The 22,088-nt window shown below is 70.6% G+C and carries 18 protein-coding genes; 7 read left to right on the forward strand and 11 right to left on the reverse strand.

What is annotated here, in order from left to right; all coding sequences use genetic code 11:
• Positions 1-104 precede the first annotated feature (104 nt).
• Genes glgC through OO70_RS16715 form a run of 3 tightly spaced genes read right to left on the reverse strand, consistent with a single transcriptional unit; the run spans position 105 to position 3,317 of the window.
• The gene (glgC, locus tag OO70_RS16705) at positions 105-1,325 is read right to left on the reverse strand and encodes a glucose-1-phosphate adenylyltransferase (protein WP_043670913.1); all 1,221 of its coding nucleotides are present in this window, start codon (positions 1,323-1,325) and stop codon (positions 105-107) included.
• Positions 1,326-1,376: 51 nt separating this feature from the next.
• The gene (gene glgA, locus OO70_RS16710) at positions 1,377-2,528 is read right to left on the reverse strand and encodes a glycogen synthase (protein WP_043670916.1); all 1,152 of its coding nucleotides are present in this window, start codon (positions 2,526-2,528) and stop codon (positions 1,377-1,379) included.
• Between the two features lie 39 nt (positions 2,529-2,567).
• Positions 2,568-3,317, reverse strand: a complete 750-nt coding sequence (locus OO70_RS16715) for a (2Fe-2S)-binding protein (protein ID WP_043670920.1) — start codon at positions 3,315-3,317, stop codon at positions 2,568-2,570.
• Positions 3,318-3,527: 210 nt separating this feature from the next.
• On the opposite strand from OO70_RS16715, the gene OO70_RS16720 reads away from it, so the two are divergent.
• Positions 3,528-4,655 carry a DMT family transporter gene (locus OO70_RS16720; protein ID WP_043670923.1) on the forward strand — a complete coding sequence of 376 codons (1,128 nt, stop codon included), beginning with the start codon at positions 3,528-3,530 and terminating at the stop codon, positions 4,653-4,655.
• Here the strand turns inward: OO70_RS16720 and OO70_RS16725 are convergent.
• Positions 4,645-5,856: a transglycosylase family protein gene (locus OO70_RS16725; RefSeq protein ID WP_043670926.1), complete on the reverse strand. Its 1,212-nt coding sequence runs from the start codon at positions 5,854-5,856 to the stop codon at positions 4,645-4,647. The two genes, OO70_RS16720 and OO70_RS16725, sit on opposite strands and share 11 nt — an antisense overlap.
• A 233-nt stretch (positions 5,857-6,089) precedes the next feature.
• Here OO70_RS16725 and gndA point away from each other — a divergent pair, with 233 nt between their 5' ends.
• Positions 6,090-7,529: an NADP-dependent phosphogluconate dehydrogenase gene (gene gndA / locus OO70_RS16730; RefSeq protein WP_043670929.1), complete on the forward strand. Its 1,440-nt coding sequence runs from the start codon at positions 6,090-6,092 to the stop codon at positions 7,527-7,529.
• A gap of 48 nt (positions 7,530-7,577) precedes the next feature.
• On the opposite strand, the gene OO70_RS16735 is transcribed toward gndA, so the two are convergent.
• The 3 genes from OO70_RS16735 to panD form a co-directional block, all read right to left on the reverse strand.
• Positions 7,578-7,931: a VOC family protein gene (locus tag OO70_RS16735; protein WP_043670932.1), complete on the reverse strand. Its 354-nt coding sequence runs from the start codon at positions 7,929-7,931 to the stop codon at positions 7,578-7,580.
• A gap of 407 nt (positions 7,932-8,338) precedes the next feature.
• Positions 8,339-8,767, reverse strand: coding sequence for a GNAT family N-acetyltransferase (locus tag OO70_RS16740; protein ID WP_324604861.1), 429 nt, complete (start codon positions 8,765-8,767; stop codon positions 8,339-8,341).
• On the reverse strand, positions 8,706-9,125 hold the full coding sequence (gene panD, locus OO70_RS16745; RefSeq protein WP_043670938.1) for an aspartate 1-decarboxylase: 420 nt from the start codon (positions 9,123-9,125) through the stop codon (positions 8,706-8,708). The genes OO70_RS16740 and panD overlap by 62 nt, the downstream gene beginning before the upstream one ends.
• Before the next feature lie 247 nt (positions 9,126-9,372).
• Here panD and OO70_RS16750 point away from each other — a divergent pair, with 247 nt between their 5' ends.
• Complete coding sequence (locus OO70_RS16750) at positions 9,373-10,824, forward strand: purine-cytosine permease family protein (RefSeq protein ID WP_199827328.1); 1,452 nt, start codon at positions 9,373-9,375, stop codon at positions 10,822-10,824.
• A 19-nt stretch (positions 10,825-10,843) separates the two neighbouring features.
• On the opposite strand, the gene OO70_RS16755 is transcribed toward OO70_RS16750, so the two are convergent.
• The gene (locus tag OO70_RS16755) at positions 10,844-12,718 is read right to left on the reverse strand and encodes an ABC transporter ATP-binding protein (protein ID WP_043670944.1); all 1,875 of its coding nucleotides are present in this window, start codon (positions 12,716-12,718) and stop codon (positions 10,844-10,846) included.
• Between the two features lie 141 nt (positions 12,719-12,859).
• Between OO70_RS16755 and OO70_RS16760 the strand changes: the two genes are divergently transcribed.
• Positions 12,860-13,792: a lysylphosphatidylglycerol synthase transmembrane domain-containing protein gene (locus tag OO70_RS16760; protein WP_043670947.1), complete on the forward strand. Its 933-nt coding sequence runs from the start codon at positions 12,860-12,862 to the stop codon at positions 13,790-13,792.
• 52 nt (positions 13,793-13,844) lie between these two features.
• Here OO70_RS16760 and OO70_RS16765 read toward each other — a convergent pair whose 3' ends face one another.
• From OO70_RS16765 to OO70_RS16775, 3 genes are read right to left on the reverse strand one after another with little or no spacing between them, the layout of a single operon-like run.
• Positions 13,845-15,107 carry an NAD(P)/FAD-dependent oxidoreductase gene (locus tag OO70_RS16765; protein WP_407702777.1) on the reverse strand — a complete coding sequence of 421 codons (1,263 nt, stop codon included), beginning with the start codon at positions 15,105-15,107 and terminating at the stop codon, positions 13,845-13,847.
• A 1-nt stretch (position 15,108) separates the two neighbouring features.
• On the reverse strand, positions 15,109-16,518 hold the full coding sequence (locus OO70_RS16770) for an NAD(P)/FAD-dependent oxidoreductase (RefSeq protein ID WP_043670950.1): 1,410 nt from the start codon (positions 16,516-16,518) through the stop codon (positions 15,109-15,111).
• Positions 16,515-17,954, reverse strand: coding sequence for an FGGY family carbohydrate kinase (locus OO70_RS16775; protein WP_043670953.1), 1,440 nt, complete (start codon positions 17,952-17,954; stop codon positions 16,515-16,517). Before OO70_RS16775 ends, OO70_RS16770 begins: the two co-directional genes overlap by 4 nt.
• A 253-nt stretch (positions 17,955-18,207) precedes the next feature.
• Between OO70_RS16775 and OO70_RS16780 the strand changes: the two genes are divergently transcribed.
• The 3 genes from OO70_RS16780 (at position 18,208) to OO70_RS16790 (ending at position 22,085) form a co-directional block, all read left to right on the forward strand.
• A complete protein-coding gene (locus tag OO70_RS16780; RefSeq protein ID WP_043670955.1) occupies positions 18,208-19,206 on the forward strand; it encodes a hypothetical protein in 999 nt (332 codons plus the stop codon).
• A gap of 38 nt (positions 19,207-19,244) precedes the next feature.
• Entirely contained in the window at positions 19,245-20,780 is a 1,536-nt protein-coding gene (locus tag OO70_RS16785) for an amino acid permease (protein ID WP_199827329.1), read from the forward strand.
• 207 nt (positions 20,781-20,987) lie between these two features.
• The gene (locus OO70_RS16790; protein WP_043670957.1) at positions 20,988-22,085 is read left to right on the forward strand and encodes a mechanosensitive ion channel family protein; all 1,098 of its coding nucleotides are present in this window, start codon (positions 20,988-20,990) and stop codon (positions 22,083-22,085) included.
• Positions 22,086-22,088: the final 3 nt, after the last annotated feature.

Raw genomic sequence — 22,088 nt, forward strand, 5'->3', positions numbered from 1 at the left:
ATGACAACACGGATTCCACCTTCCGTCCAGGGACATGACAAGCCCGCGCCCCGGCACGACAAAGCCCCGGTGCGGCCGAAAAGCACCGGGGCCATGAACCGCCGTTACGTGACCAGTTGGCCCTTGCCGAGTGCGATGACCCCGCCCCTCGACACCGTGTACAACTCGGCGTCCCGCTCCGGGTTGACGCCGATCGTCGCGCCCGGCGGGACTTCCACGTTCTTGTCGAGGACCGCGCCCCGGACCACCGCGCCGCGCCCGATGTGGACGTTGTCGTGCAGGATCGAGCCCTGGACGACGGCTCCCGGGTCGACCACGACACCCGGGGAGAGCACCGAGCGCGTGACCTGGCCGCGGATGAGGCACCCGGAGCTGATGATCGACTCGCTGGCCATGCCGCCGGCGTTGAAGCGGGCCGGGGAGAGCTGGCCGGAGTGGGTGTAGATGGGCCAGTTGCGGTTGTAGAGGTTGAAGGCGGGGCGCTCGGCGATGAGGTCCATGTGGGCGTCGTAGTACGCGTCCATTGTGCCGACGTCGCGCCAGTAGCCCTGGTCGCGGGTGGTCTCGCCGGGGACGTGGTTGGCGCTGAAGTCGTACAGGGCGGCCTCGCCCCGGTCGGTGAGCGCGGGCAGGATCGAGCCGCCCATGTCGTGCACCGAGCCGAGGTCCTCCGCGTCCCGCTGGAGCGCCTCTATGAGGGCCTTGGTGGTGAAGATGTAGTTGCCCATCGAGGCGTAGACGCACTCCGGGTCGTCCACCAGGCCGGGCGGATCGGCGGGCTTCTCCAGGAAGCGCTCGACCGTCTGGCCGTCCGAGCCCGGGGTGATCACGCCGAACTGGGAGGACTCCGCGCGCGGGACGCGGATTCCGGCCACGGTGACGCCCGCGCCGCTCTCGATGTGCTGGGCGAGCATCTGGCGCGGGTCCATGCGGTACACGTGGTCGGCGCCGAACACCGCGACGTACTCGGGGCGTTCGTCGTAGATCAGGTTCAGCGACTGCAGGATCGCGTCCGCGCTGCCGAGGTACCAGCGCGGGCCGAGGCGCTGCTGGGCCGGGACGGGGGTGACGTAGTTGCCGAGCAGGCTGGACATGCGCCAGGTCGTGGTGATGTGGCGGTCCAGCGAGTGCGACTTGTACTGCGTGAGGACGCAGATGCGCAGGATGTCGGCGTTGACGAGATTGGACAGCACGAAGTCCACGAGGCGGTACGTCCCGCCGAACGTGACCGCCGGTTTCGCGCGGTCCGCGGTCAGCGGCATCAGGCGCTTGCCCTCACCGCCCGCGAGCACGATTCCGAGCACCGAAGGTCCGCCACGACGCATGGCCGCTCCCCTCACCCTGGTTGACCCCAGCCTGCCCCTGAGCAGCGCACACTAAGCCTTTTCGAGGATCTCCGCGTAGAGCCGCGCGGTGCGCAGCGCCACGGCGTCCCAGCCGAACTCGACCACCGCGCGCTTCCGCCCGGCCTCGCCCATGCGTTTCGCAGTCTCCGGGTCGGCGAGTACGGAGTCGAGGGCCAGCGCCAGGTTCTCCTCGAAGTCTTCCTCCGTGGACACCAGAAGGCCGGTCTCCCCGTGCGCCACCACCTCCGGGATGCCCCCGACCCGCGAGGCGACCACGGCCGTACCGCAGGCCATCGCCTCCAGGTTGACGATCCCCAGGGGTTCGTACACCGAGGGGCAGGCGAACACGGTCGCGTGGGTCAGGAGCTGGATCACTTCCGGGCGCGGCAGCATCTGCGGGATCCAGTGCACGCCCGCGCGGACCCGGCTCAGCTCCGCGAAGAGGTCGCGGAACTCCTGGTCGATCTCCGGGGTGTCGGGCGCTCCCGCGCACAGCACGACCTGCGCGGCCGGATCGATGTCCCGCACCGCGCGCAGCAGATGGGGCACGCCCTTCTGGCGGGTGATACGGCCCACGAACAGGACGTACGGGCGGTCTGGGGCGATGCCGAGCCGGGTGAGGACGTCGGTGCCGTGGTCGGGCCGGTAGAGCGTGGTGTCGATGCCGTTGTGGACGACCTGCACCTTGGTGGGGTCCAGCGAGGAATAGCAGTTCAGGATGTCCTCGCGCATGGCTCCCGACACGGCGATCACACCGTCGGCGGCCTCGATCGCGGTGCGCTCGGCCCAGCTGGAGAGGGCGTATCCACCGCCGAGCTGCTCGGCCTTCCAGGGGCGCAGCGGCTCCAGGGAGTGCGCGGTCATCACGTGCGGGATGCCGTAGAGGAGCTTGGCGAAGTGGCCGGCCAGGTTGGCGTACCAGGTGTGGGAGTGGACGAGTTCGCGGCCTTCGAGTCCTGCGGCCATGGAGAGGTCCACGGAGAAGGTGCGCAGGGCGTCGTTGGCGCCGTCGAGGGTCGGCCAGGGGCGGTGACGTACGACGCCCTCCGTGCGGCCCTCGCCCCAGCAGTGCACGTCGAGATCGACCAGGGGCCTCAACTCCCGGGCGAGGAACTCCACATGGACGCCCGCGCCGCCGTACACATCCGGCGGGTACTCCCGGGTCAGCAGTCCCACTCGCACCCGAAACCCCTTGTTCTCGGCGGCTGATTGCACTCATGTTCACCCAGAAGTGGCTCTTGGGGAAGAGCCGGGCGGCTGTGTGAAGCAGCAGTCACCGCAGACCCCGCCGCCGGGGACCCGGTAGTAGAGGCAGCAGCTGCGGCGGCGGAAGGCGGTGCCGGTGAGGGTTCCGGTGCCGGCGAGGAGGGGGTGGGCGAGGAGTTCCGCGGCGAGCGCACGCGCGCGCGTGGCCACGTCCGTACGGCCACGCGTGCGTGCCCAGCGGTCCAGTTCCCGTGCGGCACCCGCCAGCGCGGAGGCCGCGTTGCCCCACAGGAGGCCGGTGGACATGCGGTAGTGGGCGACCAGGGCCGCGGTCAGCGGTTCGAGGTGGCCGTGGAGCACGGCGTCCGCGAGGGCCTCGGCGGGCAGCGGGCGGACCTCGGCCAGCCACAGGTCGTCCGGCGCGCTGCTGTCGGCGTCCCAGTGCAGCAGCCGGGGGTCGAGGTCGGGGATGCGGCCGTACAGGGCGGCGCAGCCGAGCGCCACTGAACACAGCCGGGCCGCGAGCGCCTGTTGGGCGATGGAGGCGGCAATGCGCAGCTCAGGGGCCTGGAGACGCTCCGCAACGGCATGAACACGAAAAGTCAGGGAATTTCCGTAAACATCCGACGCCGGATTTTCGTAGGTCCGCGCGAGCGTCGGCAGCGGACCGCGCGGTGCCGCGCCCGTGCGTAGTACGAAGAAGCCACCGAGGGGGCGGAGCGCGGCGAGTTCGGGGTCGAGGTCCACGAACAGCAGTAGTACCAAGGCTCCTAGGGGTTTCCCCGGGGGGGGTGTGCTCCGGTGTCACCCACCTTGGGGAGGACAGGGACCCTTTCGTACTCCATCGGCAGTACTACCCAATCGGTGCTCAGGTACGACGACGGGAAGAACTTCACACGGCATCGTGTTCCGTATGAAAGCCGACCGTTCGCCGCGTGGTGCCAGAGGCGCCCGCCTGACGCAGAGGAGCTGCCGATGAGCGCCCTCGCGTTGTCCATCGTGCTGTCGCTCGTCTCCGCCGTGGCGTACGCCGGCGGGGCGATCGTGCAGGAGCGCGTCGCGGTGTCCTCTCCCGACCAGGAGTACGCGCCGCTGCGCCGCCCGAGCTGGTGGGCGGCCGTCGCGCTGAACGGTACGGGCGGTCTGCTGCACGTGGTGGCGCTGGCCTACGGCCCGCTGAGCCTGGTGCAGCCCCTGGGTGCCCTGACGATCGTGTTCGCGCTGCCGATGGCGGCCCTGTTCGTCGGCCGCAAGGCCGGGTCCACCGCCTGGCGCGGCGCGATCATGGCGACGATCGGTCTCGCGGGTCTGCTGTCCCTGGTCGGCGCGTCCGACAGTCACTCGCTGAGCACCGCCCAGCGGGTGTCCGTGGCCGTGTTCACCGGCGCGGTGGTCGCCACCCTGATGATCGCGGGCCGCGCGGCACACCGGCACCCGGCGGTGCGCAGCGTGCTGCTGGCTACCGCGTCCGGCATAGCCTTCGGTATGTCCTCGGTGTTCACCAAGACGGTGACGGTCGACTGGGACAACGGCGCGGTCTCCGCCACCGACATCCCCTTCCTGGCCGTGATAGCCGTGTTCGCGGTGGCCGGCCTGATGCTGTCGCAGGCGTCCTACCGGGGCGCGGGCCTGGCGGCTCCGCTCGCGGTCCTGACCGTCGTGAACCCGGTGGTGGCGGCCGTCGTCGGCATCACGATGTTCGGCGAGACCTTCCGCTACGGCACGACGGGCACCCTGCTCGCCCTGAGCGCCGGCGTGGTCGCCGCGGGCGGCCTGATCCTGCTGACCACGGAGCGGCTGGAGAGCGAGCACGCACCGGCCACCGACGCGCCGCCCATCGCACCTGTCGCACCCTCGCCCATCGAGGAGTTGCTCGACGCCCTCCCTGGACAGCCCGTCGACGTGAGCGCGAACGTCGACGCCGACATCACCGGCGAGGAGGTGCTGATCCCGGCCCCGGCGGCCGTCCCGGCCGGCGAGGGTTACGAGAACCTGGAGCCGGTCGGCGCCGATGAACCACCACGCTTCTTCGGGCCGCTCTACGCGGGCCCCTACGTGATGATGCCGGTGCCCGACCGGCACCGTATGCGAGTCAAATCCTGACGCCGCCGGCCCGCAGATAAGCGAGCGGGTCGATGTCGGTACCGAAGCCGGGCCCCGTCCGCACCTCGAAGTGCAGATGCGGGCCCGTGGTGTTGCCGGTGGACCCCGACCGTCCGATGCGCTGCCCGGCACCGACCGACTGACCGTCACGCACCGAGATCGCGGACAGGTGCGCGTACTGCGAGTAGCGCCCGTCGGCATGCCGGATCACGACCTGGTAGCCGTACGACCCCGCCCACCCCGCGCTGACGACCGTCCCCTGCTCGATGGCCTTGACCGAAGTGCCCGTGGGGACAAGGAAGTCGACGCCGGTGTGGTAGCCCTTCGACCAGGCGGAGCCCTCCGCGTGGTACGCGGTGCCGATGGGGGCGTTCACAGGGGCGACGACGGAGTGACTCGTCGTCGCCTTCTTGGTGGTGGCCTTCTCGGCGGTGTGCGAAGTGGCCTTCTTCGTCGAGGACTTGGTGGCCGGTTTCGTCGTCGTGTGTGCCTTCGGGTCGGCCTTGGCCCGCAGACTCAGGCGCTGTCCCGGCAGGATCAGGTCGGGGTCGCTGCCGACGGTCGTGCGGTTCGCGGCGTAGAGCCCGTGCCAGCCGCCGTCGACGCGCTCGGTCTCGGCGATCCCGGAGAGGGTGTCGCCGCGCACGACCGTGTACATCTCGGCCGTGCCCGCGCGGGACTGCGGTGTGGTCTGCGGCTGTACGTCCTTCACGGACCGCTTGGCGGTCTGCGTCTTCGTGTCCTCGGCCTTGGACTTGGTCGTGGTCCTGCCGGTGGCCTTGGTGCCGCCGGTGTGGATGTCGGGGGTGCCGCCGCCCCGGGTGAGCCCGGCGCGCACCGAGCACACCGGCCAGGCGCCGGGACCCTGGCCCTTGAGCACCTTCTCCGCGACGGCAATCTGCTGGTCCCGGGTGGCGAGATCCGCGCGGCGCGCGTACGCCGTGCCGCCGTAGGCCTCCCAGGTGGACTGGGTGAACTGCAGCCCGCCGAAATACCCGTTGCCGGTGTTGATGCTCCAGTCGCCGCTCGACTCGCAGGCGGCGACCTTGTTCCAGGTGCTCACATCGGCGGCCTGGGCGGTGCCCGCACCGGCGCCGACGAGGGGGATCGCGATGCCCGCGCCGCCCGCCGTGACCGTGAGCAGCGAGGCCCGGTTGATCCTGTTCGGCTGATACCGGCGGTGCCGGCCGCGTACGGCCATGGGGAATCCCCCTCCACATGCGTCAGGAGGGCCAAAAATAAGCGCCCCGAACAGGCCATGACAAGACGGCAACAAGCCTCCCTGTGGCTCAAGTGACCGGTAACCCGCTCCGGTTCCGCTGAGCACGTGCGATCGGGGTACCGGCAGGCCAGGATGGTCAGTGCGGCAATACTGGCTTGGCACGACCGGTACCACCGATGTCAGGACCTTCCTGATCTTTAGGAGCCAACCGAATGAGCACTTCAGCCCAGATCGGCGTCACGGGGCTCGCGGTCATGGGCCGCAACCTCGCCCGCAACTTCGCCCGCAACGGCTATACGGTCGCTGTGCACAACCGGACGGCGGCACGTACGAACGCCCTGGTGGAGGAGTTCGGGAGCGAGGGCGACTTCATCGCGGCGGAGACGGCCAAGGACTTCGTGGCGGCGCTGGAGCGGCCCCGCCGCCTGGTCATCATGGTGAAGGCCGGTGACCCGACGGACGCGGTGATCCAGGAGTTCGCCCCGCTCCTCGAACCCGGCGACATGATCATCGACGGCGGCAACGCGCACTTCGCGGACACCCGGCGCCGGGAGCGCGACCTGCGCGAACAGGGCATCCACTTCGTCGGCATGGGCGTCTCCGGCGGCGAGGAGGGCGCGCTGCACGGGCCGAGCATCATGCCGGGTGGCCCGAAGGAGTCGTACGACTCGCTCGGTCCGATGCTGGAGAAGATCTCCGCGAAGGCCGAGGACGGGGCGCCCTGCGTGACCCATGTGGGTCCCGACGGCGCCGGGCACTTCGTGAAGATGGTGCACAACGGCATCGAGTACGCCGACATGCAGCTGATCGGCGAGGCGTACCAGCTGCTGCGCGATGTCGCCGGGTACTCCCCCGCGCAGATCGCCGACATCTTCCGCACCTGGAACACGGGCCGGCTGGACTCCTACCTGATCGAGATCACCGCCGAGGTGCTGTCCCACGTGGACGCGGCCACCGGCAAGCCGTTCGTGGACGTGGTCGTCGACCAGGCCGAGCAGAAGGGCACCGGCCGCTGGACGGTCCAGATCGCCCTCGACCTCGGCGTCCCGGTCTCGGGCATCGCGGAGGCGGTCTTCGCCCGCTCGATCTCCGGCCACGCGGCACTGCGCGAGGCGTCACGGGGTCTTTCCGGACCGACGGCGACCCCCCTGGGCGAGTCCGAGGCGGCGGCCTTCGCGGACCGGGTCGAGCAGGCGCTGTACGCGTCGAAGATCGTGTCGTACACGCAGGGCTTCCACGAGATCGCGGCAGGCAGCGAGGAGTACGACTGGAACGTCGACCTCGGCGCGGTCTCCTCGATCTGGCGCGGTGGCTGCATCATCCGCGCGGCCTTCCTCGACCGCATCCGCACCGCGTACGACACCCGCGCGGACCTGCCGAGCCTGCTGTCCGACGAGACGTTCGCGCAGGAGATCGCTGCGGCGCAGGACGACTGGCGCGAAGTCGTCGTCGCCGCGACCCGCCAGGGCGTCCCCACGCCGGGCTTCTCGGCGGCCCTCGCCTACTACGACGCGCTGCGCGCCGAACGGCTGCCTGCGGCGCTCACGCAGGGGCAGCGGGACTTCTTCGGGGCGCACACGTATCGCCGCGTGGACCGGGACGGGGCGTTCCACACGCTGTGGGGCGGTGACCGCTCGGAGGTCACGGCCTGAGGCGCCTGACGCCCGTCTGCTGAAGCAGCCCGCCTGACGTAGGGACGGTCAGGCGGGCTGCCACAGTTCGATGCGATTGCCCTCGGGGTCGGTGACCCAGCCGAATCGGCCGATGCCGTCCATGTCCTGCGTCTCCTCCGCCACGTCCGCGCCCTTGGCACGCAGCTGCGCGAGCATCGCGTCGAGGTCGCGGATCCGGAAGTTGAGCATGGTCTGCTGGGTCCGGGACCCGAAGTAGTCGGTCCCGGACTCGAACGCCGCGAACACCGTCGGCCCGGCCTCCTGACGCCAGAGCCCGTGCTCGTCGGTGTCCAGGCCGAGGCAGTCGCGGTACCACGCGCTCAGGGCCTCCGGGTCGGTGGCCCGCAGGAAATATCCGCCGATTCCCAGCACACGTTCCATGCGGTCATCCTGCCAGGACAACGGTCGGACGGCCGGTTTCAGGTGAGCGGTGGTCCCGGTTCCGGCGGCGGCACCGGCTCCGGGCCCGGTGGGATCGGGGACGGAGGCGGCCCCGGAACCGGGCGGGGGTTCGGCGGTGGTGTCGGGAGTGGTCGCGGGGGCTCGGGGCTCGGCGTGGGGCCCGGGACCGGGCCCGGCGTCGGACCTGGTGGTACGGGGTCGGGATACGGGTCGGTCATCGTGTCCTCCAGCCAGTCGGTACGTCGGCTCTGGACTACTCCCCCGCGTACCCACCGCCCGCCCCGTCACTCACCCGAGTGGGCTCAGCCGACCCGCGCCGCCCGAGCACCGGCGGCCGGCCCCGGAACCACCCGAGAAACGAACGGTGTTCAAGAACCGACGGTGTCCTAGAACCGACCCGGATGCGCCCTGAGCCACTCCATCGCCGCCCGCAGCAACTCCGGGTCGGCGGCCGGGGCTTCGGCGGGGTGGCGTTCCGCCCACTTGACGACGTACGGGCAGAGCGGGGCGACGACGATGCCCTCGCGGGCCGCGATGCCGTACAGCTCGCGGGCCAGGGAACCCGCGATGCCCTTTCCCTCGTGGGCCGGTTCCACGATCGTGTGGACCGGGACGAGGGCGCGCGCGGGGGCTTCGAGGACGAAGTACTCGATGTGGCCTACGACTTCACCGTCGCCGATCGCCTCCAGGCGGCCCGCCGCCCGGTCGTCGCGGATCTCGATCTCGCTCATGGGCATCCTCCTGGTGGGACGGTCAGGCCGTGACGGCCTGCGGGCTGCGCGCCTGCTCCGAACCCGGCACCGGCTCGGACGGATCGGCGCCCAGGCCCACGATCCGGTTGGCGGAGTCCACGTGCACGACCCGGGGCCGAAGCGCCCGCGCCTCGGCGTCGGACACCTGAGCGTAACTGATGATGATCACCAGGTCTCCGGGATGCACGAGGTGGGCCGCGGCCCCGTTGATCCCGATGACACCGGTGCCCCGCTCGCCCTCGATGACGTACGTCTCCAGGCGGGCGCCGTTGGTGATGTCGACGATGTGGACCAGCTCGCCGGGCAGCAGATCGGCGGCGTCGAGAAGGTCCGCGTCGATGGTCACCGATCCCACGTAGTGCAGGTCGGCCTGGGTGACGGTGGCTCGGTGGATCTTGGACTTGAACATGGTACGCAGCATGGAGGCACTCCCGAATCTCGGCTCCCTGCCTGCGTTTATGCAGGTCAAGGGCTGGTCTCCTACTTTACCGCGAGCCGTGTGCGCGGTCGGTGTCCCCGGGGATTCCCCGACCTCACGCCGACCGGCCGGACGCGGGTCCTGTAAGGACCAGGTAAAGACCGTGGTTCACAGTTCCGGTTGCGGTTGCCGGGTCCCGTGCCGGGGATGAATGTGGCCACACAGGCCGGATCAGCACCCTGGAGACGCCGTGACCACTGCATCAGAGCCCCGGGTGTCCGGGCTGGAGATACGTTCCATCGACTATGTGCCTCTCAACGAACGCCACGGCAAGCTGTGGCACCTGGGGCCTCTGTGGTTCATGTCGAACGCGCAGATCGCCACGCTGGCGGTCGGCCTGATCAGCATCACCGAGGGCGGCAACCTCATCTGGTCGCTCATCGCGATCGTCGCGGGCACCCTGCTCGGCACCTTCTTCATGGCCTTCCACTCGGCCCAGGGCCCGCAGCTGGGGCTGCCGCAGATGATCCAGTCGCGGCCCCAATTCGGTTACGTGGGCGCCCTGTTGGTGTGGCTGTTCGCGTATGTGCAGTACGCGGGCTTCAACGTCTTCAACACGATCCTCGCCGGCGAGGCCCTGCACACCACCGTGCACGGCGGCACCAAGATGTGGGTGGCCGTGGTCACCGTGATCGGCTTCGTGATCGCGCTGGTGGGCTACGACGTCATCCACAAGGCGGAGCAGTTCCTGACGTACACCTTCCTGGTCGTCTTCGGGATCTTCACCGTGGGGGTGCTGGCGACCCTGCACTACCCGGCCGGCTCCTTCGACCTCGGCGGTTTCTCCTGGACGCCATTCCTCGCGCAGTTCGGCGTGGTCGCCGGCTACCAGATCAGCTGGGCGATCTACGTCTCGGACTACTCGCGCTACCTCCCGCCGGACGTGACCGTCCGCAAGACCTTCTACTGGACCTACTTCGGCTCGGCGCTCGGCGGGGTCTGGCTGATGACGCTCGGTGCGCTGCTCGCCGCCTGGGCGGGCAAGGACTTCGACACGATCCGCTCGATCAACGCGGCGGGCGACAAGGTGTTCAGCGGCTTCGGCGCGATCGTGCTCCTCTTCGCCACCCTGGGTCTGGTCTCCGTGACCGCGCTGAACATGTACGGCGGTTCACTGACCCTGATCAGCGCGATCGACTCGTTCAAGAAGGTCCAACCGACCGTGGGCGTACGGGCGTTGACGATCGGGCTGACGGCCCTTCTGTCCCTGGTCGGCGCGATGGCCGCGACCTCCGACTTCCTCACCAACTTCAACAACTTCCTGCTGCTGGTGCTCTATCTGTTCATCCCGTGGACCGCGGTCAACCTCATGGACTACTACGTGGTGCGCCGCGGCCACTACGCCATCGCGGAGATCTTCAACCCGCACGGCATCTACGGCCGTTGGGGCTGGCACGGCATCATCTCCTACCTGGTCGGCTTCGGTGTGATGGTGCCGTTCTTCTCCGTCGGCACCCTCTACGTCGGGCCCATCGCCCATGCCATGGACGGCGCCGACCTGTCCCTGTTCGTCGGGCTGCCGGTCGCCGCGCTGCTGTACTGGTGGCTGAGCCGCTCGATCGACGTGGAGGCCGAGATCCGGGTGGCCGAGGCGGAGGCCGAGGAGTTGGAGCAGGCGGCGCACGAGCACCGCGAGCCCTGACACCCTCCGTCGTACGGCCTCAGGCGACCGTCTCCGGCTGCTGCTTCTCGAACTGCGTGCGGTACAGCTCGGCGTATCGGCCGTCGGCGGCGAGGAGTTGGTCGTGCGTGCCGCGTTCCACGATGCGGCCCGCCTCGACGACGAGGATCTGGTCGGCGGAGCGCACCGTGGACAGCCGGTGGGCGATCACCACGGCCGTCCGACCCTGCAACGCCTCGGTGAGCGCCTCCTGGACGGCCGCTTCCGAGGTGTTGTCCAGGTGCGCGGTGGCCTCGTCGAGGATGACGACGCGCTGGCCGGCCAGCAACAGCCGGGCGATGGTGAGGCGTTGACGCTCGCCTCCGGAGAGACGGTAGCCACGTTCGCCGACGACCGTGTCCAGGCCGTCGGGCAGGGACCGTACGAGATCGTCGAGGCGGGAGCGGTGCAGCGCGTCCCACAACTCGTCCTCGGTCGCGGCGGGTTGGGCCAGTAGGAGGTTGGCGCGGACCGAGTCGTGGAACAGGTGGCCGTCCTGGGTGACCATGCCGAGCGTGGCCCGCAGGGAGGCGGCGGTGAGGTCGCGGACGTCGACGCCGCCGACACGGACGGCGCCTTTGTCGACGTCGTAGAGCCGGGGCAGGAGTTGGGCGATCGTCGACTTGCCGGCGCCGGAGGAGCCGACGAGGGCGATAGTCTGGCCGGGTTCGGCGCGGAAGGAGATGCCGTGCAGGACATCGGCGCCGCCGCGGGTGTCGAGGGAGGCGACCTCTTCCAGTGAGGCGAGGGAGACCTTGTCGGCGGAGGGGTAGGCGAAGCGGACCTCGTCGAACTCGACGGCGACCGGGCCCTCGGGGACCTCGCGGGCGTCGGGTTTGTCCTCGATCAGGGGCTTGAGGTCGAGGACCTCGAAGACGCGCTCGAAGCTGACGAGGGCGCTCATCACCTCGACGCGGGCTCCGGCGAGGGCGGTGAGCGGGGCGTAGAGGCGGGTCAGGAGCAGGGCGAGGGAGACGACGGCGCCGGGCTCCAGGGTGCCGTGCAGGGCGAACCAGCCGCCGAGGCCGTAGACGAGGGCGAGGGCCAGGGCGGAGACGAGGGTCAGGGAGGTGATGAACACCGACTGGGCGGTGGCCGTGCGGACGCCGATGTCGCGGACCCGGCTCGCGCGCTCTGCGAACTCCAGGGACTCCTCCTCGGGGCGGCCGAAGAGTTTGACGAGGGTGGCGCCGGGGGCGGAGAAGCGCTCGGTCATGCGGGTGCCCATCGCCGCGTTGAGCGTGGCCGCCTCGCGCTGCATGCTCGCCATCCGGCTGCCCATCCGGCGGGCCGGGATCACGAACACCGGGAGCAGCACGAGCGCGAGCAGGGTGATCTGCCAGGACAGGGTGAGCATGACGGCCAGCGTGAGCAGCAGTGTCACGACGTTGCTGACCACTCCGGACAGGGTGTTGCTGAACGCCCGTTGGGCGCCGATGACGTCGTTGTTGAGTCGGGAGACGAGCGCGCCCGTACGGGTACGTGTGAAGAACGCGACCGGCATGCGCTGCACATGATCGAACACAGCTGTCCGCAGATCGAGGATGAGCCCTTCCCCGAGCGCCGAGGAGAGCCGCCGGCCAAGAATGCCGAGCGCCGCCTCCGCGACCGCGATCAGGGCGATGAGCAGGGCGAGGCGTACGACGGTGCCGTCGTCGCCCCCCGACACGATCGCGTCGACGACGTGTCCGGCCAGTACGGGGGTCGCGACGGCGAGCAACGCGGTCACCACCCCGAGCAGGACGAAGCGCGCGATCGGCCGGCGGTGCGGCCGCGCGAACTCCGCGATGCGGCGCAGCGTGGCGCGGGCGAACGGGCGGCGCTCCTGTTCTGCGGTCATGACACTGTGCAATTGGGTCCAGGCGGTGCTCTCCATGCTCATGGGAGAGACCGTAGGACCTCAAGCGGCATTGAGGTCAACGCCTTCGCTGCCGCAGCCTCGTGTAACGACGCGCGTAAGGAACTGTCTCCGCTGCCGCAACCCGCAGTTGTCGTGGCGCGGAGAACCTCCAGTGATGTGAGACACATCCGCGTCCGGCAGATCCTGTGCCTGCTTCCGTTGCTCCTGGTCACCGTCGTCGCCATACAGCACCGGTCCGTGCTCGTCGAGGGCTTCGGCCAGCTGCGGTCGGCGGAGTGGCCCTGGCTGGTGGCGGCGGCCGGTGCCACCTGTCTGACCTGGGTCGCCGCCGCGTTCACCCGGCAGGGTGCCGTGGTCGAACGACTGCCCGCGCGGCGGCTGTTGGCCACACAGTTCGCGGCGGGCGCGGCAAACCATCTGCTGCCCACGGGACTTGGCGCGGGCGCGGTCAACCTCCGCTTCCTGACGGTGTGCGGGCTGCCGCTGGCCCGTTCCTCGGCCGCGCTGGCCCTGTTCCTGCTCGCCGAGTCGATAGCCCGGCTGACCCTGCTCACCGGCCTGCTGATCGCCTTCCCGGACGCCCTGCGCCTGGGAACTCTCATACCGGCGGGGGCAGTTGGCCCGCTGCTCCTCGTCATCGGCGGCGTGCTGTGCGCGGCGGTCCTGACCCTCGTCCTGGTACGACGACTGCGTACGGCGGTCCTGTCGTTCCTCCGTACGGCGCTGACCGAGGCCCGTTCCGTGCACACCCGGCCGGCCCGGGCGTTCGCCCTGTGGGGCGGTTCGCTGGCGTTCCCCGCGCTGCAGGCGGCCGGACTCGTCGCGGTGGGGCAGGCGTTGAACCTGCCGGTGCCGCCCGCGCAGATGGCGCTCGCCTACCTGGCGGCGACGGTCGCGGTCGCGCTGGTGCCCACGCCGGGCGGGATCGGCTCGGTGGAGGCCGCGCTGATCGTGGCGCTGGTGGCGGCGGGCGGCCCGGTCGCGGTGGCCACGGCGGTGGTGCTGGCCTATCGGATCATCACGGTCTGGATCCCCATCATTCCGGGGGCGTTGACGCTGGGCGCACTGGTCCGACTACGAGTCATCTGATGCACAGACCCGGCGCCCACTGGGGCGAGTCGGGCCCCCTGCTGTCGGAACTTCAGGCCCTTGCGACGGTCACCCGCACGGGACCACCCCCGACGTCGACCAGGTGGTTCCAGCGTGCCGTGAGGGGCAGAGTGCGGTTCGGAACGGCCGTCCGCAAGCCTTCGTGGTGGAGGAGGCGACCGTCCTGAACGACGTGCAGGATCGGGCGGTGCAACACGGTCGCGGTCCGGAGGACGTACGGGTGCTCGTCGCCGGGGGCGACCCGGTTCGGGGCGATCCAGCGCAGGGGCGGGTCGACGAGCAGGGGAACCGTGGGACGGGACCACTCGGCACCGGCGAGCAACTCCAGTACTCCGGCGGCGACATGGGCACCCTCGCGGGTGGCGGTGGCCGCGCTCTCCACGGGGTGCAGCACACTGCCGGCGGCGAACACACCGGGCCGCGAGGTGTGCAGGGCTCCGTCGACGGCCGGGCCACGAGCACCGGGGTCCAGGACGACTCCGCCGCGTCGAGCGAGCTCATGGTCGGGCACGAAGTCACCGGTGAACACGACGGTGTCACAGTCCAGTTGGGCGGTGCGACCGTCCCGGTGCCGGACGCGGATGCCGGACAGCCGTCCGTGGCCGAGGAGTTCGGTGAGCGTGGTGTCGGTGAGGAGCGGGACGCGGTGTCGGAGGCGGGCGTTGTGGGCGCGGGCGGTTGTCGTCTGGGGGCGGTCCAACTCGGTGACCATGGCGACGACTTGGGCACCGGCGGTTCGGGCGGTGTCGGCGGCGGCGTAGGAGACGTCCTCGGCGCCGACCACGACGACTCGGGTACCGACCCGCTGCCCATGGAGATGGACCGCCTGCTGCAACTCACCTGTGGTGTACACCCCGTTGGGGCGGGTGCCCGGCACCAGGCGAGCCGCACGGGGGCGCTCGCGGGCACCGGTGGCGAGGACGACGGCTCCCGCGCGAATGGTCTCCGGGCCTTGCGCGCCAACGGTGTTCAGGGCCAGCGGCCCCGCCCAGTCGAGGGCGGTGATCCCGGTACGGACGACGGCTCCGGCGCGGACGGCGGCGGTGAGGAGCAGGCGGGCGTACGCGGGTCCGGTGAGCGGATGCGTCCAGGTGCCGAAGCCGCCGTGGTGGCAGTGCCGGGGTACTCCCCCGGCGTGCTGTTCCCGGTCCAGGACTTCGACGCGGGCTACTCCGGCGACGGCGAGGCGGGCGGCCGTGGCGAGTCCGGCGGGGCCTGCGCCGACGATCAGGACGTCGACTTCGCGCGGCGGGCGAATCCGGCTCTCGCCCCGCACCTCTGCTGCACCGTCCACTTCACGTCCCCGTCCGCGCCTCTTCGAACAACTCCCGTACAGCCGCCCCGCAGTAGAACCCCTGACAGCGGCCGGCCCGGGCCCGCGTCCGCCGGCGCAGTCCGTCAAGGCTGCGCGGCGGCACCGTACTGGCCAGCGCGTCCCGTATCTCGCCCCGCGTCACCCGCTCGCAGTGGCAGACGAGGGTGCCGTACTCCGGGTCGGCGGCGATGAGTTCGGCCCGTTGGTACGGGCGCGGGTACGCCTCCCCGAGGTTCGGCATGCCTACCGGTGCCAAGTCCACGGCAGGGCCCAGGTCGAGGCCCGTGTCGGCCAGCAACGCGGTCACGTGTGCGGCGATGGCGAGGGACGCGGTCAGGCCGGTGGAGCGGATGCCGCCCACCGTGACGTACGCCTGCTCAGGGTGGGCGGTGATGCGGTAGTCGTCCTGGTCGGTGGCCGCGCGCAGGCCGGCGTAGACCGCGGTGATCTCCTCGTCGAGCAGCGCGGGGAGGATGCGTGCGCCCTTCTCCCGCAGCTGGGCCAGGCCTTCGGCGGTCGAGCCGGTCGCGCGCTTGTCGTGCAGGTCTTCGGCGGTGGGGCCGAGGAGCAGGTTGCCGTAGACCGTCGGGGCGACCAGGACGCCCTTGCCGAGTGCTGTGGGGACGGGCAGGAGGATGTGGTGGAGCAGGTCGCGGGCGAGCTTGTCGAAGACGATCAGTTGGCCCCGGCGTGGGGTGACGGTGAAGTCGTCGTGCCCCAGGTGGCGGTCGAGGGTGTCCGCGTGCAGGCCGGCCGCGTTGACGAGCCAGCGGGTGCGGAGGGTGCCCCGGGCGGTGGTGAGCACGTGGGTGCCGTCCCGCCGACCGACCTGCTCCACCGGCGAGTTGAGGTGCAGGTCCACTCCCTGCCGGACCGCCTGCGTCGCGTACGCCAGTGTCGTCGTCCATGGGCAGACGATGCTCTCGCCGGGCACGTGCAGGGCACCGAGCGCGCCCGGGCCGAGGTGCGGTTCGCGTGCGTACAGTTCCGGCGGCTCGATCAGGTGCGCGTCGCCGTATTCGTTGCGTACGGCCTTCTCCGCCAAGTGCGGCAGCGCCGCCAGCTGTTCCTCGTCCCAGGCCACCAGCAGCGCGCCCACCCGCTCGACGGGAATGCCCGACTCGGCCGCGTACCCGGCGAGTTGACGTGAGCCCTCCCGGACGAGACGCGCTTCGAGCGAGCCCGGTACCGCGTCGAAACCGGTGTGCAGGATCGCGGTGTTCGCCTTCGAGGTGCCCTGGCCGACGTCGTCCTGGGCCTCGACGACCGCGACCCGCAGGCTCGGGCGGCGGGCCAGTTCGCGGGCGATCGCGCAGCCGACCACTCCCGCGCCGACCACCGTCACGTCGTAACTCCGCGACGGCAGTGGCCCGTTGGCCGTGACCGTCATGCGGGGGCCCGGTCGAGCAGCGCGGTGACCTCGGTGCGGAAGGTGGCGAGGCGTTCGGCCGCGTGGTCGGGGGTGATGCGCGGCTCGTAGAGGGCGGCGGGTTTCCAGTCGGGCAGTGCGTCGGCGACGGTCAGTCCGGGTTCGGCGCCGAGTCGGGCCAGGGCGCCCACGCCGAGGGCGGTCGCGTCGGGCAGTGCGGAGACCTCGACGGGGCGTTGCAGGAGGTCGGCCTGGGTCTGCATGAGCAGGGCGGAGCGGGTGAGGCCGCCGTCGACGCGCAGGACGTCGAGGGGTGTGCCGAGGTCGGTCGCGGCGGCTTCGGCGAGTGAGACGACCTGTGCGGCGAGGCCCTCGCACAGGGCGCGCACCAGGTGCCCGCGCGTGGTGTCGAGGCCGAGGCCGGTGAGCGAGCCGCGCAGGTCGCCGCGCCACCAGGGAGCGGCGAGTCCGGCGAGGGCGGGCACGAAGGTGACACCCCCGCTGTCGGGTTCGGCGCCGCCCACGCGGTCCAGGTCGGCGGCGCCGGTGATGACACCGATGTCGGTGAGCCAGCGGACGGCGGACGCGGCCGTGTACACCTGCCCGTCGAGGCAGTAACTGGTCTGCCCCGCAAGGCGCCAGGCCACGCAGCTCACCAGGCCCGAGTCCCCGCGCCGGGGTGTGTCGCCGGTGTGGGCGAGCAGGAACGCCCCCGTGCCGTAGGTGCACTTGGCGCCGCCGGGTGCGGTGATCCGCTGGGCGAGCAGGGCCGCCTGTTGGTCCACGACGAGTCCGGTGAGGGGTATCTCCGTGCCGAACGCCGTGGTCGTACCGATGAGTTCGGCGCAGTCGACCACGCCCGGGAGGCGTTCCCCGGACAGGCCGTACAGGTCGAGGGCACGGGGTGACCAAGCGACCTTGTCGAGGTCGAGGAGTTGGGTACGCCCGGCGGTCGCGGCGTCGGTGACGTGGGTGCCGGTGAGGCGGTGGACCAGCCAGGAGTCGCTGGTGGTGACCATGCCCTCGCGGGTGAGGTGGCGGCGGATCCAGGCCATCTTGGGCGCGGCGAAGTACGGGTCGAGCGGCAGGCCTGTCAGGTCGCGCAACTCGTCGGCGTGCTCGGCGAGTTCGGCGCAGACGCTCTCCGCTCGGCGGTCCTGCCAGACGAGCGCGTCGGTCAGCGGCATACCGGTGTCGGGGTCCCAGGCGAGCACAGTCTCGCCCTGGTTGGCCAGGCCCAGTGCCGCCACGGGTTCGTCGGCCTCGGCTAGTGCGCGGCGTCCGGCGATGATCACCGACTCGTACAGTTCCTCGGGGTCGGCCTCTACGAGGCCGCCAGGCAGTCGGCGGGTCCCGACCGAGACGAACCCGGTGCCGATCACGCCGCGTTCGGGACAGATCACCAGGGCCTTCGTACCGGATGTTCCCTGGTCGACGGCGAGTACCGGACCCGTCATACCACCCCTCCCGTAGATCACTGCGCGACAGCCTGCCGCCGGTCCGCACACCACGTCAAGCGTTTCTGATCATCGGTCAACTCCCAGATATATCTACCGAGTTGGGGGCGATCGGGAAACCGGAGGTGATGCGGAACCTCCGCCTCTATAGTGACCGCGGACCAACGCGATCTCCTCGACCGCCGCCCTGAGGAGGGCTGTTGTTACTCCACCCTGCCGTCGTGCCCGTGAACCGCCTTGTGGCGAGCGGCTGATGGCGAGAGAAGGAGCACGTCCCTCCTACGACCCCGCCGGCCACGACCCGGCCCTGCGCACGGCTCTCCAGGATCTGCGGACCGGACGCTGGATGTCGATGCGCACGCTGCTCGCCGACACCGCGGAGTGGTGGCAGTGGACTCAGCGCACCCAGGTTCTCGCGGCTGCGGCGGCCGGCACGGACGTGGTGCGGGCCTGGCTCGCGGAGGAGCCGCACAGTGTGCCGGCCGCGGTGATGCGCGCCCGGGTCGCCGTGGAGCGCGCGCTGCGGGCCCACCGCGACAAGCACCGTCGTACGCACGAACTGTGGGTCGAGGCCTGGGACGCGAGCGAAACCGCCGCCCAAATCGCGCCCCGGGACCCGGTGCCGTGGGTGTGTCTGCTGGCGCTCGCCCAGATCGACCGGGACCAGCGCTGGGACGAGCACCGCGCCCCGCCCCCGGAGCCGATGCTGCCAACAGGACCGTGGGGTCTGCTGGCCGAGGCCGACAGACGGGACCCCTACAACCGCGAGGCGTACCACCGGATGCTCCAGTTCCTGTACGCGCGCGGGTCCTCGGGGCGGCTCGCGGAGGCGGTCGGCTACGCGCACTGGGCGGCGGAGTCGGCGCCGCGGGGTTCCGCGCTGCACGTCCTGCCGCTGTATGTGCGGGTCGAGCGGTACCGGCGCGGCGGCGGGCGCGACGCGGCCCTCGATCTGCACTGGGTGGCGGAGGACGCGAGCCGCGAGGCGCGCCAGGCCCTGCACCTCTGGTTTGAGCACACGCACATGGCCGAGCGCTCCCTGCTGGACCTCAACCATCTCGCCCACGCGCTGTGGGGCGCACTCCAATTCCCGGACGCGGCCCGGGTGTTCGACGCGCTCGGCCCGTACTGCACCCCCGTCCCGTGGACCTACCGCACCCCGCAGCCGGGCGATCAGGCCCAGGCGACGGACGTGTTCGTCCAGGCCCGTACGCGCAGCCGCGCGGCCCGCGACCCCGGCGGGCGCCCCTGAGACCCACCCCCCCACTCCTCACCCCCGGAGGTTCCGTCTTGTCGTCCCTCATTCCCGAAGGTGATCCACAGCACGGTGATCCGCAGCACGACGAGGAACAGCGCCTTCGCGAACTCGGCTACCGGCCGGTGCTCGCCCGCCGCATGGGCGGTTTCGGCAACTTCGCGATCAGCTTCTCGGTGATCTCCATCCTGTCCGGCTGCATGACCCTGTACGGCTTCGGCATGGGCACGGGCGGCCCCGCCGTGATGCTGTGGGGCTGGGCGGGCGTCGGCCTGTTCGTGCTGTGCGTGGGACTCGCGCTCGCCGAGGTCACCAGCGCGTATCCGACGTCCGGCGCCCTCTACTACATGGCCGACCGGCTCGGCGGCCGGCGCTGGGGCTGGTACACGGGCTGGCTGAATCTGCTCGGTCTGCTGGGCGCGATCGCCGGCATCGACTACGGCGCGGCCCTGTTCACCGGCGCCTTCGCGAGCATCCAGTGGGGTTTCGAGCCGACGCCCGGCAGGACCATGCTGATCTTCCTCGGCATCCTGCTGCTGCACGCCTTACTGAACCTCTTCGGCGTCCGGCTGGTCAGCGTCCTCAACTCGGTCAGCGTGTGGTGGCACCTGGCCGGAGTCGCCGTGATCGTCGGCGCGCTGGTGATCGTCCCGGACCACCACCAGTCGGCGTCCTTCGTGTTCACGAAGTTCGTCAACGACACCGGCTGGTCCAACCCCGTGTACGTGGCCGCGATCGGCCTGCTGCTGGCCCAGTACACCTTCTCCGGCTACGACGCCTCGGCGCACCTCTCCGAGGAGACGTCGAACGCCTCGGTGTCGGCGGCACGCGGCATCGTCCGCTCGATCTGGGTGTCATGGATAGCGGGCTTCGTACTCCTGGCGGGCCTGACGTTCGCCATCCAGAACTACGAGGGCACCCGAAGCAGCGCGACCGGCGTACCGCCCGCGCAGATCCTCCTCGACGGCCTCGGCACGGACGGCGCCACCGCCCTGCTCCTCGTCGTGATCGTCGCGCAGCTCTTCTGCGGCAACGCCGAGGTCGCCGCCGCCAGCCGTATGGTCTTCGCGTTCAGCCGGGACAAGGCCCTGCCCGGCTCGGCCCTGTGGCGCAAGGTCAGCAACCGCACCCAAACCCCGGTCGCCGCGGTCTGGTTGGCGGTGCTGGCCGCCGCGCTGCTCGCCCTGCCGTCCCTGTACTCGGTGACGGCGTACGGCGCGGTCACCGCGATCAACGTCATCGGCATCACACCCGCATACGCGATCCCCGTGTTCCTGCGGCTGCGCGCGGGGGATCGATTTCAGCCGGGTCCGTGGAGCCTGGGCCGGTGGAGTCGGCCGATCGGCTGGGTCGCCGTGGTGTGGGTGGCCTGTGTGACGGTGCTGTTCTGTCTGCCCCAGTCCTCACCGGTGACGGTCGACTCGATGAACTACGCGTCCATCGCCCTCGCCGTCGTACTCGTCCTCGCCAGCGTGTGGTGGTACGTCGCCCGCCGTTCGTACGGCACACCGACCACGGCCGCCTACGGCTCCGACCGCGACCAGGCCGAACTCGCCGAGGGAATCGTCTGAAAGCCGTGCTCACAGCCCCGGACCAGGTACGAACTCCCGGTCCGGATACGGCAGGATGAGCGGTCGCGCCGGTGCACGGGCCTGTCCCGGCCGGCGCGATCGCACTTCCGCAATGCCCGCAACACGAGCAGGTGACAACGTGACGACACTTCACATCCGGCCGTCGGCGGCACTCTTCGCCGCAGCCTCTCTCCCCGGAGGTGATCGATGAACCGCACGCCGACCCTGGACGACTTCATGCTCGCCGGAATCGCCCTGGCCTCGGGCCTGTTGGCGGCCTTCCTGCTGCGCGTCCTGCTGCGCTGGCTCGGCAAGCACGCCGACCGCACCCGCTGGAGCGGCGACGACGTGATCGTCGACGCGCTGCGGACCGTGGTGCCGTGGTCGGCGATCGCCGGCGGCGCGGCGGTCGCGGGGGCGGTGCTGCCGCTGACGCGCACGGTCCAGCACCAGGTCAACCAGACCCTCCAGGTGCTGATCATCCTCGCCGTGACGGTGTCGGCGGCCCGGGTGATCGCCGGTCTGGTCCGGGCCGTGACCAACTCCCGCTCGGGGGTTGCCGGTTCGGCCACGATCTTCGTCAACATCACCCGGATACTGGTCCTGGCCATCGGCTTCCTGGTGATGCTGCAGACGCTCGGCATCTCGATAGCGCCGATGCTCACCGCCCTGGGCGTCGGCGGTCTCGCCGTGGCGCTGGCGCTTCAGGACACCCTCGCCAACCTGTTCGCGGGCATCCACATCCTCGCGTCGAAGACCGTGCAGCCGGGCGACTACATCCGGCTGAGCAGCGGCGAAGAGGGTTACGTCGAGGACATCAACTGGCGTCAGACGACGGTCAGGGCGCTGTCCAACAACCTCGTCGTGATACCGAACGGCCAGCTCGCCAAGACGAACATGACCAACTTCATGCGTCCCGAGCAGCAGTTGACGATCCTGGTGCAGGTGGGCGTCGGCTACGACAGCGACCTGGAGCACGTCGAGCGCGTGACCATGGAGGTCATCGCCGAGGTCATGACCGACATCACCGGCGCGATCCCGGACCACGAACCGGCCATCCGCTTCCACACCTTCGGCGACTCCCGGATCGGCTTCACGGTGATCCTGGGCGTCGGCGAGTTCAGCGACCAGTTCCGCATCAAGCACGAGTTCATCAAGCGCCTGCACAAGCGATACCGGCAGGAAGGCATCCGCATCCCGGCGCCGACGCGGACGGTGGCGTTGCAGCAGGGCGCGATCGCCATACCGCAGCAGCGGATCCCGGAGGACGAGCCGGGCGAAGTGTCCTCCGCCCGGCTCGACTGACGG

This window comes from Streptomyces xylophagus, from assembly GCF_000716435.1.
Lineage (GTDB): Bacteria > Actinomycetota > Actinomycetes > Streptomycetales > Streptomycetaceae > Streptomyces > Streptomyces xylophagus.